Here is an 11,703-nt window from a genome sequence, read left to right as displayed (position 1 = left end):
GAGAAACACCATCTGGCAAGCCAAGGATTTTTCGCCCGTGAAACTCACGCAAGCAGCTCTGGCAGAGCTCCCCCAGCAATTGGCCGTCCCCAGCTACGACCGCTCCCAGCTGCGCACCGGCATCGTGCACTTCGGCGTCGGCGGCTTTCATCGTGCTCATCAGGCGATGTATCTGGATCGCCTGATGAATCAGGGCAAGGCCCTGGACTGGGCGATTTGTGGGGTCGGCGTCTTACCGCACGACGAAAATATGGCTCAGGTAATGCAACGCCAGGACTGCCTTTACACCCTGGTACTCAAGAACCCTGATGGTAGCCGGGAAGCACGAGTGATCGGTTCCATTGCCGAGTACCTTTTCGCCCCGGCTGACCCGGAGGCCGTGATCGAGAAAATGGCCTCCCCCGAGGTGCGGATCGTCTCGCTGACTGTCACCGAAGGCGGCTACAACTTCCATCATGTGACCGGTGAATTCAATGCCGAAAATCCCGATGTACAGCACGATTTGCAACCCGGGGCCGCACCGAAAACTAGCTTCGGTCTGGTAATTGAAGCGCTGATCCGGCGTCGCGAACGCGGCGTGCCCCCTTTCACCGTGATGTCCTGCGACAATATTCAGGGCAATGGCGACGTCGCGAAAAAGATGTTCGGCGCTTACGCGGCACTCAAGGATCCTGCCTTTGCCGAGTGGATGGCCACCGAGGTGCCCTTCCCGAACTCAATGGTGGATCGGATCACCCCGGTCACCACCGATGAAGATCGCGCTAACATCGCCGAGGAGTTCGGTGTGGAAGACGAGTGGCCGGTGGTTTGCGAACCCTTCGCGCAGTGGGTGCTCGAAGATCATTTCAGCGATGGCCGGCCCAGCTACCAGGATGTCGGTGTCCAGCTGGTCGAGGATGTAGAACCCTATGAATTGATGAAGCTACGGCTGCTCAACGCCAGCCACCAGGGACAGTGCTATTTCGGTTATCTGGCCGGTTACCGCTACGCTCACGAGGTCTGCCAAGACCCGCTGTTTGCCGATTTCCTAATGGACTACATGGATCTAGAAGCCACCCCCACCTTGGCGCCGCTGCCCGGGGTTGATCTGCCGGCCTATAAACGCACCTTGATCGAGCGTTTTTCCAATGAATACGTGCGCGATACGCTTGCTCGGTTGTGTGCTGAAAGCTCGGATCGGATTCCCAAATGGTTGCTGCCGGTGGTTCGGATCAATCTCGATAATGGTGGCGAAATCAGCCGTAGTGCGGCGATCGTTGCCTCCTGGGCGCGCTACGCCGAGGGTATCGACGAAGCCGGTGAACCAATTACCATTGTCGATCAGCTCAGGGACGAACTCATGGCCGCTGCGGCGCGGCAGGTCCCCGACAGTCCGGACGGCGATAAACTCGCCTTCATCGCCAACCGTGCGGTATTCGGTGATTTGATCGATAACGAACGGTTTGTCGCGGCTTATTCAACGGCGCTGGACGATCTACACCGAGTGGGCTCCCGAGCCACCGTGCAGAGCCTGCAAACGGCCGCCCAAGGATGACAACCTCTCCGCTCAAGCTACCCGTTATCTCCACCAGCCTGGACCCGCAAAGCCGGAGCCGCCGGCTGGCGGATCTCGCCGCACAACAATTTCGCCAACTGGGTCATCACTCCGAGCTCATCGATCTCTCCGAGCTGAAGCTCGGCTTCTTCGACAATCACGAAATCTTCACCAGTCAGCAATACCAAACGCTGCACGAGGTGGTCAGCAGCGCGGACGCTATCGCTATTGCGGCCCCGGTTTATAACTGGTCGCTCGGAGCCAGCGCCAAGAATTTCATTGAAGCGACCGGAGCGACCGATTCCGACCGGAAGGCAGCCTGGTTCGATAAAGTGGTGACTTTTCTCTGCGCGGGCGGACTGCCGCACAGCTATATGGCCTTCACTGAACTAGCCGCTTCAATGATGCTCGACTTCAAATGCGTGATAAACCCCTACATGGTTTACACCACCGAGCGAGATTGGCAAGAGTCCGGCGATCTTACGCCCGAGCGCGCTGCCCGATTGGCTAAAACTTCGGTGGTACATGCCGAATTGGCGGAGCGACTTAGCTCCCGCAGCTACTCCTCGGACTGGGAGATCTAGCGACGCTCCCTAACCAGCCTCAGCAGTAGGAAAACGACGACAGCAACCAGTAGCGCCGCGAATAACCATAAGTATTCGAAACCAATAATTCCGCTGATGCTCACTCTGGGGAAATCGCAGAAGTCGATTCTCGAGCCGGTATCCGGATCGAATTTCGGACACTTATCAATGGCTTGGATCGGATACATCAGCAGGCCGCCGACGGCCCCGCAAAGCACGCTGATCACCGTCCGCCACCAGAGACTGAGCTTCCCCGTGTGCAACTGCCTCGAATGCGCCATGGCTACCCCCTCGTTGAGAAAAGGTTATTACCGGAGATCTGGAGTGTCGAGGCTCTGAAGGATCTCAGACTCCGTAAACCGCCTTCCGCGATTCCTGGTATCGGCCGCGCAACTCGGCACCCCAATCACTCTGCTCGGGTGCAAATCGCTGCTCGATCCGTCGCTTCCACTGCGGCAGCTCGCCGGTCGCTGCCCAGGCTGCCTGCCGTGCCGCCCCGAGTGCGACATACTCCGCGGCAGCCGGAATCTCAATGTCAACTCCCAGCACAGAAGCCGCGGCCTGTCGCAATGCCACGGATTTCGAGCCGCCACCGATCAAAAGCACCCGCTGCACCGGAACTCCGGCAGCCTTGATCAGGTCGACCGCGTCTGCCAGTGAGTTCAGCACCGCCAACACTGCGGCCCGGGCCAGATTCTCCGGCGTCATCGTCGAACGGCGTAAACCAAGCAGGGTCCCGCTGGCGGTCGGCAGGTTCGGCGTACGTTCGCCGTCCAAATAGGGCAGTAACAGCAAACCATCGGCGTCGACCGGTGCGGCCAAAGCCAGGCGGTCCAGCTCTGCTAGGTCGACCTGCAGCATAGTCGCGGTGGCGCTCAAGGTACGCGCTGAGTTCAGCATGGCAAGCAGCGGAAGATATTGACCGGTGGCATCAGCAAAACCCGCGATCTGACCGCTGGCGTCGTGAGTCGGTGTTCCCGAGGAGCTGAAAACAGTGCCGGAGGTGCCCACCGAAAGCACCACTTCCCCTTCGGCTAGGCCTAAGCCGAGCGCTGCCGCCGCGTTATCGCCCGCCCCAGCGGCCAATACAGCGTTCGGCAGTCCCCATTCATCTAATAGCCGACCAGCCTGTTGCTCGGGCGCCAGCACAGTGGGAAGTTCAGGAACCGCGCCAAAGTATCGCTGCATTAGCTCCGGTAGATAAGTGTTGCCGACCGGATCGAAATAACCGGTTCCGGAGGCATCGCTGCGGTCGGTGCTGAAAGTGCCAGCCAATTGCAGGTTCAACCAGTCGTGGGGTAAGCAAACTCGTGCCACCTGAGCTGCCAGTTCGGGGTGCTGGCGAGAGAGCCAGGCTAATTTGGTCAGTGTGAAGGAGGGTACCGGAACCAGACCGGTGCGTTTTGCCCACTCGGCTGCACCGAGCTCCGCCACCATCCGCTCTGCTTCGGGCGCACTCCGGGTATCGTTCCAGAGCAATGCGTCAAAAACCGGATGATTGCCGTGATCCAGCGCCACCATGCCGTGTTGCTGTGCGGCCACCGAGGCCGCCAGCACCGAGCTGCCGAAATCTGTCACCCGGCCCGCCGCCCAAGCCTCTTGCAGGGCCGAGGTCCAGACCCGCGGATCGACGGCGGTACCGTCGGGGTGCGCGGCGGAGCCGGCAGCAAGCAACTCGCCGGTCTCAGCGGAAACCACCACAACCTTGGTGGATTGGGTTGAAGAATCAACTCCCACTACCCGCTTCATGCGGCTAACTTCTTCAGCAGCTCAGCGGCTAAGGACTCATCGATCACCAGGGTGCTCACGATACCCGCAGCGATAGCGGCATAGACCGCTGTCGCTCGAGCGGCGCCCTGAGCCACCGCGATCACGGTAGGCGTTCGTTGCAACTGCTCGACGCTCACCGCGAGCACCCGCGAGTCGAGCTCCGAGCGCACCGGGCGACCGTCAGCGGCGAGCAGACGGCCCGAACATTCGGCCACCGCACCGGCCTTGAGGGCGCTATGCCGCACCACATTATCGACACGGTCCCAGACCGTGGAGAGCGCTGGCCCCCAGGAACCAATAGCCACCGCGGCCAGATCAAGCGAATCAGCTTTAGTCAGCGCGCTAGAGATCTCCGGTTGCTGTCGCAGCCCGTTCGCCGTCCTCGCACTATCCACCACTAACGGTGCCCAAAGCGGCCACACCGTGCCGTTCGAAACCCGGCCTAAACGCTGCACCAGTTCGAGGGGGTTTGAATTGCCGGAACCGGGCAGCGCGCCGGCGAGCTGCACCACCTCGCAACGCGGCAGTTCAGTAACATGCCGAGCCGCCATGTCGAGAGTACGAGACCAGGAAACCCCTACCGTCATACCTGACTTGGTGGACTTCATCAGCTCATTGGCCACTGCCTGCGCTAGCAAGTCTCGCTGCTGCAGCTCATCACTGAGCGAGCGAGTCAGCACTAGCTTCTTCACCCCGAGTTTCTCGGCAAGCGCGTGCTGATCAACCAGTTCCGGACTGCCTGGGAATCGGACCTCTATTTTGACGATCCCCTCCGCACGCGCTTCGTCCAATAACCGCGCCACTTGAAAACGGGAGATTCCATAGCGCTCGGCAATCTGCACCTTGGACAGGTTGTCCAGGTAATAGTCCTTGCCGATCAGGGCGAGCAAGCCCTCGTGATCAGATGCACTTACTGTCATTGCTTCTCGTGCCCCAATATCCGTACGTCATACCAAGACGAATGAGCGAAACCTCTTGCTCAAATGATCATATATGACTAAGGTCACTTAACAAATGAGCTACCAAGAAAGCTCATATGAGTGATTGTGTTGTCGACAGAGAAGGCCATCGATGAAGATACCTCGAAGCAGAGCTTTGCGACGTCGCTGGCTCGGCCTGTGCGCGGCGCTCAGCACCGCAGTGTTGCTGCTGGCGGGCTGCTCCGCCGCCGTGGACGCCAAAACCAGCATTACGGTAGCCATTGTGGCGAACCCGCAGATGAAAGACGCGATCAGCCTGCAGCAGGAATTCCGCCAAGCCCACCCCGACGTCAACGTCCGCTTTGTCTCACTTCCGGAAAACGAAGCGCGCGCCAAGATTACCGCCTCGGTGGCCACCGGCGGCGGCGAGTTCGACGTGGTGATGATCTCCAACTACGAAACCCAAATGTGGGCCGAGAACGGCTGGATCACTAATCTTCAGCCCTACGCCGATAAGACAGCCGGCTACGATGCGAATGACTTCATCCCCAATATCAAGGATGCGCTTAGTTATCAGGGTCAGCTCTACTCGGTGCCCTTCTACGGCGAATCCTCGTTCCTCGCCTATCGCAAAGACTTGTTTGAAAAAGCCGGTCTGACCATGCCAGCCAAGCCCAGTTGGGACGATATTAAAAACTTCGCGACCAAGCTCAATGATCCCAAGAATGACTTCGCCGGCATCTGTCTCCGCGGCCTGGCCGGCTGGGGCGAAGTAATGGCCCCCCTTGACACCATGATCAACACCTACGGCGGTCAGTGGTTCGATCAGGACTGGAATGCCAAGCTGGACTCGCCTGAGGTGGAGTCGGCGGTCAACGATTATGTAAATCTGCTGAACACCTCGGGGCAACCGGGGGCAGCGACCAGTGGCTACGGTGACTGCATCACCCGTTACAGCCAAGGCAAAGCGGCAATGTGGTACGACGCGACCGCAATGGTCTCCTCGGTTGAGGATCCGAAGTCCTCTAAAGTTTCAGGACTCACCGGCTATGCCCCCGCACCAACCAAAAACACTCAATCGGCCGGCTGGCTGTACAGCTGGTCGCTCGCCATCCCGCAAGTTTCGCAGCACAAGGACGCCGCCTGGGACTTCGTCTCCTGGATGACGAATAAGGACTACATCAAATTGGTTGGCGAGAAGATCGGCTGGGAACGGGTGCCACCCGGAAGCAGGCTCTCCACCTATCAATTGCCCGAGTACGCCCAGATCGCTAAGGCCTACGCCAAGCCAACGCTGGATGCAATGAACAACGCTTCGCAGTCGAATTCGATGCTGCATAAGGTCCCCTACTCGGGGCTCCAGTTCGTTGGCATCCCGGAGTTCCAGGATCTGGGTACCCAGGTTGCGCAACAGATATCGGCCGCTATCGCGGGGCAAAAAACCGTCAAAGAAGCGCTCGCCCAGGCCCAACAGTATGCTCAGGTGGTCGCTGAGTCCTACCAGAAGCAGCACAATGGAACGGCGGCCGGCCAATGACAACAGCTAAGACAACTATTAACCCAGCCAAGCTCGGCTCGTCGGGTTCACGCCGTGGCACCAGGGGGCGGAAGTCCCAGGCCGTCGATCCATCGCTGAACTTTTCAGCCGCAGAGGGCTGGCGACGCCGGGCTCCGCTGTTGCCAGCGCTGATCTTCACCATTGTGGTCACCCAGGTGCCCTTCCTCCTCACCATCTGGTACTCACTGCGGAACTGGAATCTGTTGCGACCGGGGAGTGACCAATTCGTCTTCCTCAAGAACTACGCCGATATTTTCTTGAACTCGACCTTCCGTAGTGCGGCCCTAAATTCCGTGCTGATCACCCTGGCTTGCGTACTGGTCGCCATGATTCTCGGCATTTTCTTGGCGATCCTGCTGGACCGCAGCTTCCGCGGCCGCTCGGTGGTGCGCACCCTGCTGATCACACCTTTTTTGATCATGCCAGCCGCTTCCGCCACGCTGTGGAGCGTCTCGATGCTCAACCCGAGTTTTGGCCTAGTCAACTGGCTCACTTCGCTGCTTGGCCTCCCGGCGGTGGATTGGACCTCCAAGTATCCGGTGCTATCAATTCTGATCGCCCTGGTCTGGCAGTGGACGCCGTTCATGATGCTGCTGGTGCTAGCCGGGCTGCAGGCACAACCTAAGGATGTTCTCGAGGCGGCACAGATCGACGGCGCCGGTTGGTGGAAAACCTTTGCCTTTGTCACCTTGCCGCAGCTACGTCGCTACATTGAACTCGGTGTCTTGCTCGGCGCCATCTACGTGGTGAATACCTTCGATCAGATCTATCTGATGACCGCTGGCGGGCCAGGCACGGCGAGCGCCAATTTGCCCTTCTATATTTATCAGCGAGCCTTCCTCGGCTTCGACATTGGCCAATCCGCCGCGATGGGCGTGGTAACAGTGATTGCCACCATCGTGATCGCCACCTTTGCCCTGCGCTTGATCTTCCGCAGCTTCGACACCAAGGACGCGCTATGACCGCCACCGTTAGCAGCCGCACCCCCGCCCGCCCGCTGAAGCAACGGAGCGAGAACTCACGGGCCAGAAAGAGCAAGGTTGGCGCTTCGGCGCTCACCACCCTTACCTGGCTGATCGCACTGATCTTCTTCGCCCCGGTGCTTTGGATGGTGCTGACCGCTTTCAAGCAGGAATCAGATGCCGCCTCCACGCCGCCCAAGTTCATCTTTGCACCAACGCTCGATCAGTTCTCTGCAGTTCTCAGCGCCGGTGCGGGCAGCTACTTCCTCAACTCCCTGATCGCCACTGGGCTCTCGACGATTTTGGTGATTATTCTCGCCGTACCGGCCTCCTACGCGCTCAGCATCCGGCCGGTGAAGAAAACCTCGGATGTGCTCTTCTTCTTCATCTCCACCAAAATGCTGCCAGTGGTGGCAGTGATCATGCCGATCTACGTGATTGCCGGGCAGCTTAAAGTGCTCGACAATATTGGCACCTTGGTGGTGCTCTACACCTCGATGAACCTGCCCATCGCGGTCTGGATGATGCGCTCCTTCTTCCAAGAAGTGCCAGCCGAAGTCCTCGAAGCCGCTCAAATGGACGGCGCAGGTCTGCTCAAAACCCTACGCACCATTCTGGTCCCGATGGTGGCTCCCGGGCTGGCCGCTACCGCTTTGATTTGCGTGATCTTCGCCTGGAATGAATTCTTCTTCGCCTTGAACCTGACCGCGGCCAATGCCGCCACGGTGCCGGTGTTCTTGGTCTCTCAGATGACCAGCGAGGGGCTCTTCCTGGCGAAGCTCTCGGCCGCTTCGGTGCTCGCCTCGCTGCCGGTGGTGATCGCCGGTTGGATCGCTCAAAAGCAGTTGGTCCGCGGCTTGTCGATGGGCGCGGTCAAGTAATACCTGCTGGCGCTCTGGCTAGGCACTCGGCACTGGGCGGCCTAGCCCTCACCGGACATCAGCCGCCAGCCACCGACTGGATGATCAGTACTTCAGCACCGGCTCGAACTTCGCTCTCCAAGCCGTTCAACCGCCGTGATTCCTCGCCGTCTAGGTACACGTTAACGAAGCGTCGCAACGCCCCGGTCTCGTCCCGAACTTTGCGGTTAAAAGCTGGAAAGTCCTCGGCAAGTTGATCGAAGATGCTGGCCAGCGTCATCGCTGAGCGATCGGGGAGCCGCAATTCAGCCTGTTCCAGAGTGTACTGACGCAGCACACTGGGAATGACGACGGTTGGCATTCCTGCTCAAACCTGAACAACTGCGGCCCGCACGCAGAGCACATCGGGCAGGTGTGAAAGCACCTCGCTGAAGCTCTCTCCTTCATCGGCACTGGCGTAGACCGAACCACCGCGAGTGCCGAAGTAAACACCCACCGTCTCGGCATCGTCGACCGCAGCGGCGTCGCGCAACACCACGTTGTACTCGAATTGCGGGAGGCCTTGATCGAGCCGTTTCCAGCTGCTGCCGCCGTCATCGGTACGGTGCACCGCAAGCTTGCCTTCCGGTGGAATCCGTTCCCCATCGGCCTTAATTGGAATCACCCAGGCGGTACCGGCGCGGCGCGGGTGCGTCAGCATCACAAAACCAAAATCGGCGGGCAGACCGTCGGCAATTGAACCCCAGTGATCACCGTTGTCCTCGGACCGGTACACCCCATGGTGATTCTGCGCATACAAGGTACTTGCCGTACCGGCGTCCCGCGCGATCTTATGCACGCACTGGCCGAACTCCGGCTGCGGGTCCGGCATGAAATAGGCAGATATGCCCTGATTTCGCGGCTGCCACGAGGTGCCACCGTCCTCAGAACGATAAACACCACCGGTGCTCATCGCCACCAATACCCGCTCCGAGTTCTCGGTAGGGGGTAGTACGGTGTGCACCGCCGCACCGCCAAATCCGGCGCCCCACTCCGAGCGGTGCGGGTGATCCCAGAGCCCTCGATTGAGCTCAAAGTGTTCACCGCCGTCGGTAGACTTCCACACCGAAATCGGTTCGCAACCGGCCCAGACCACGCCGGGTTCGTGGGCACCGCCGGGCTGCAGTTGCCAAACGCGTTCCAAGGCGGCGTCGTCAGTGGCGGCAAACCGGATTGCACCTTCCTCGGGCTCGGTCCAGGTCGAACCTAGATCATCCGAATGGGCAACAGTGGGCCCCCAGTGCTCGGAACGAACGCCGACCATCAGACGGCAGCCCTGACGAGTGTCAATAGCGATCGAGGGAATTTCCTGCATAAAGAAATGCGGTTCGGAGACCCGCCAGTGCTGGCGATCCTCACTTTGGGCAAGCCAGAGGCCTTTTTTGGTTCCAATGGCCAGAACTACGCTGTTCGAGCTATTCATCTACCCATTCGACCACTCAGCACCCCATCGTGCAATGCCTACCGCGCATTGCCTACCGGCGTAAGGTGGACAAAGTAGTCGGGGACAATGGCGAAGCCATTGTCGGGGAAGGGAAAATGCAGCAAAAGAACTCTTCGGGAAAACAAAGCGTCGGCCGCCCAGCGCTGATTTCACGGGCAACCATCGGCGAGGCCGCACTGGCCGAGTTAGACGGTATCTCCTCCACTAAGGTCGCCAAGCGACTTGGCGTCGCACAAAGCTCGCTTTACCGACATATCACCGACCGTGCCGATCTAATCCGGCTCGCCGTTGACTTCGCGCTAGCCAATCAAGAATGGCCGGAGCCAGAAGGTAACTGGCGAAAATATCTTCTCGACTACTCAGTCAGCTTTTGGAAATTCCTGGAAAAACATCCGGGCCTCAGCCAGGAGCTCGAACTAATGCGCCCCTCTCCGCAGAGCGTTATCGACCGACTGACTAAAGTGGCTGTCGACCTGCTGGGATTCGGTTTCAGCGCCGAGGACGCGAATATGGCCGTCGACCTGCTGGCACATGTCACCATTAGCTCAATGATCACCGAGCAAATTTTCAGCTCGAAAGGTCGACACGGCACCACAGTTCGGGACGAGAATCGGGACGCCTGGCTAAGCCAGGATCAACGTCTGGCCCGGCAAACCGCACGCTCGATGGAACAAGACATGTATCTGAACCTCCTGGAGCGGGTAGAACTCATCCTGGATGGCTTTGAAATGCGGCTCGGACGAAAAGAGAAAGCCACCGAGCACTCGACCTCGGGGACTCTACTGACCACCACGGTGGCCATTTCTGGAATAACCCCGGACCGTGGCATCGGCTCGGTGATTGACGAACTTCAGGCACTGCCCGGGGTCCAGACGGTCACCATTTCGGTTGCCGTCGAAGGTATTTCGACGGCAACCATCTACTCGGATCGCGCGCTAGAGCAGACCGAGATCGGCGAAGCAGTCGCCGAAGCTGGCTTCTTAGTGGTGGCTCAACGCGCCTGACGTTGGCGTTCCCAGACTGCTACTGCTTGGTTCAGGCAGCACTTCAGGAGCCTGCGGTAGTTCAGCATTGGCACGCAGCTCACCAATCCGCACCAGCACGACGCCGAGCATAATCAGCAGACCGCCGAACAACTGAATGGGGTGCGGCAGCTCCGAAAGTAGCAGCCACGCCCAAAGCACCGCGAAAAGCACTTCCATCAGCGACACAAAGGAAGAAACCCGGGTGCCGAGCCGGCGTACCGAGAGCACACCGGTGATGTAGGCAAAAACAGTCCCGAGCAGGGCCAAGCCGAGCACTGGGACCAGCCAACTCACACTCTGGCCGGCGAACACCACATTCTGCGTGCTGAAAGTCATCGGCATCACGCCAAAAACTCCGAGCGCCAAAATCAACAGCGCCCCGACGATTAGGCCGCCACCAATCATCAGCACCGGCGGAACGCCTTCCGCCTGATGCGCAGACATCACAAAGTAGAACGCCGAGCAGACTGCTGCTGCTAAGCCCCAGAGCACCCCGATCAGATCGACTGATTGGCTACCGCTCAAATCCAGCACCAGCAACAGGCCGGCCACCGCACTGACGGTGCCAGCAATGGTCGGGATGCCGGGGTGCTTGCGGCTGCGGGCCCAGCTGTAAAGCACCAGCAGCACGGGCGAAAGGTACTCGAGCAGCAGCGCAACGCCCACCGAGAGGTGCTGCACGGCATTGAAGAAAAAGAGCTGGCACAGCGCGATCGGCACCACCCCATACAGCGCAATACGCGGCAATTCGACGCGCACCGCTGGCCAGCGCTTAGCCAGCATAATGATCACCGGGATCAGCAGCACGACGGCGGCGCCGCCGATGCGCCCCAGAATCGCTGCCCCGGAGGACCAGCCGGTATCAAAAAGAGATTTGGCAAAACTGCCGGAAAAGCCAAAAGCCACTGCGGAGGCTAGCGCAAAGCCGAAACCGATGAGTGAAGTGCGCGAAGTGCCGGTCATTGGAGCCCCCTTGGGTGTCATGAGTAAAGTGAAGTACACTCATT

At 59.5% G+C, this 11,703-nt stretch carries 12 protein-coding genes; 6 read left to right on the top strand and 6 right to left on the bottom strand.

Annotation, left to right across the window (positions count from 1 at the left end; all coding sequences use genetic code 11):
- The first annotated feature begins 37 nt into the window (after positions 1 to 37).
- Together UM93_RS13935 and UM93_RS13930 are read left to right on the top strand one after the other, a co-directional pair.
- Positions 38 to 1,534, top strand: coding sequence for a mannitol dehydrogenase family protein (locus tag UM93_RS13935; RefSeq protein WP_045076139.1), 1,497 nt, complete (start codon positions 38 to 40; stop codon positions 1,532 to 1,534).
- A complete protein-coding gene (locus UM93_RS13930; RefSeq protein ID WP_045076138.1) occupies positions 1,531 to 2,118 on the top strand; it encodes an NADPH-dependent FMN reductase in 588 nt (195 codons plus the stop codon). Before UM93_RS13935 ends, UM93_RS13930 begins: the two co-directional genes overlap by 4 nt.
- Here UM93_RS13930 and UM93_RS13925 read toward each other — a convergent pair.
- The 3 genes from UM93_RS13925 to UM93_RS13915 form a co-directional block, all read right to left on the bottom strand.
- On the bottom strand, positions 2,115 to 2,399 hold the full coding sequence (locus UM93_RS13925; protein WP_045076137.1) for a hypothetical protein: 285 nt from the start codon (positions 2,397 to 2,399) through the stop codon (positions 2,115 to 2,117). The two genes, UM93_RS13930 and UM93_RS13925, sit on opposite strands and share 4 nt — an antisense overlap.
- A gap of 64 nt (positions 2,400 to 2,463) precedes the next feature.
- Positions 2,464 to 3,867 (bottom strand): xylulokinase, encoded by a 1,404-nt coding sequence (gene xylB / locus UM93_RS13920; RefSeq protein ID WP_045076136.1) that lies wholly within the window; start codon positions 3,865 to 3,867, stop codon positions 2,464 to 2,466.
- Positions 3,864 to 4,808 (bottom strand): sugar-binding transcriptional regulator, encoded by a 945-nt coding sequence (locus UM93_RS13915; protein ID WP_045076135.1) that lies wholly within the window; start codon positions 4,806 to 4,808, stop codon positions 3,864 to 3,866. The genes xylB and UM93_RS13915 overlap by 4 nt, the downstream gene beginning before the upstream one ends.
- 151 nt (positions 4,809 to 4,959) lie before the next feature.
- On the opposite strand from UM93_RS13915, the gene UM93_RS13910 reads away from it, so the two are divergent.
- The 3 genes from UM93_RS13910 to UM93_RS13900 are packed head-to-tail and all read left to right on the top strand — an operon-like array spanning position 4,960 to position 8,209.
- Positions 4,960 to 6,345 carry an ABC transporter substrate-binding protein gene (locus UM93_RS13910; RefSeq protein WP_045076134.1) on the top strand — a complete coding sequence of 462 codons (1,386 nt, stop codon included), beginning with the start codon at positions 4,960 to 4,962 and terminating at the stop codon, positions 6,343 to 6,345.
- Positions 6,342 to 7,328: a carbohydrate ABC transporter permease gene (locus tag UM93_RS13905; RefSeq protein WP_082057168.1), complete on the top strand. Its 987-nt coding sequence runs from the start codon at positions 6,342 to 6,344 to the stop codon at positions 7,326 to 7,328. The genes UM93_RS13910 and UM93_RS13905 overlap by 4 nt, the downstream gene beginning before the upstream one ends.
- The gene (locus tag UM93_RS13900) at positions 7,325 to 8,209 is read left to right on the top strand and encodes a carbohydrate ABC transporter permease (RefSeq protein WP_045076132.1); all 885 of its coding nucleotides are present in this window, start codon (positions 7,325 to 7,327) and stop codon (positions 8,207 to 8,209) included. The genes UM93_RS13905 and UM93_RS13900 overlap by 4 nt, the downstream gene beginning before the upstream one ends.
- A gap of 58 nt (positions 8,210 to 8,267) precedes the next feature.
- On the opposite strand, the gene UM93_RS13895 is transcribed toward UM93_RS13900, so the two are convergent.
- On the bottom strand, positions 8,268 to 8,549 hold the full coding sequence (locus UM93_RS13895; protein WP_045076131.1) for a MoaD/ThiS family protein: 282 nt from the start codon (positions 8,547 to 8,549) through the stop codon (positions 8,268 to 8,270).
- Between the two features lie 6 nt (positions 8,550 to 8,555).
- Positions 8,556 to 9,650: a WD40/YVTN/BNR-like repeat-containing protein gene (locus tag UM93_RS13890; RefSeq protein WP_045076130.1), complete on the bottom strand. Its 1,095-nt coding sequence runs from the start codon at positions 9,648 to 9,650 to the stop codon at positions 8,556 to 8,558.
- Between the two features lie 65 nt (positions 9,651 to 9,715).
- Between UM93_RS13890 and UM93_RS17955 the strand changes: the two genes are divergently transcribed.
- Entirely contained in the window at positions 9,716 to 10,675 is a 960-nt protein-coding gene (locus tag UM93_RS17955) for a hypothetical protein (RefSeq protein WP_052663808.1), read from the top strand.
- Here the strand turns inward: UM93_RS17955 and UM93_RS13880 are convergent.
- Complete coding sequence (locus UM93_RS13880) at positions 10,652 to 11,659, bottom strand: EamA family transporter (RefSeq protein WP_045076128.1); 1,008 nt, start codon at positions 11,657 to 11,659, stop codon at positions 10,652 to 10,654. The two genes, UM93_RS17955 and UM93_RS13880, sit on opposite strands and share 24 nt — an antisense overlap.
- Between the last annotated feature and the right edge of the window lie 44 nt (positions 11,660 to 11,703).

The organism is Psychromicrobium lacuslunae, assembly GCF_000950575.1.
GTDB lineage: Bacteria > Actinomycetota > Actinomycetes > Actinomycetales > Micrococcaceae > Renibacterium > Renibacterium lacuslunae.
The sequence above is the reverse complement of the archived record's forward strand: the minus strand, read 5'-3'. Positions and strand labels throughout refer to the sequence as shown.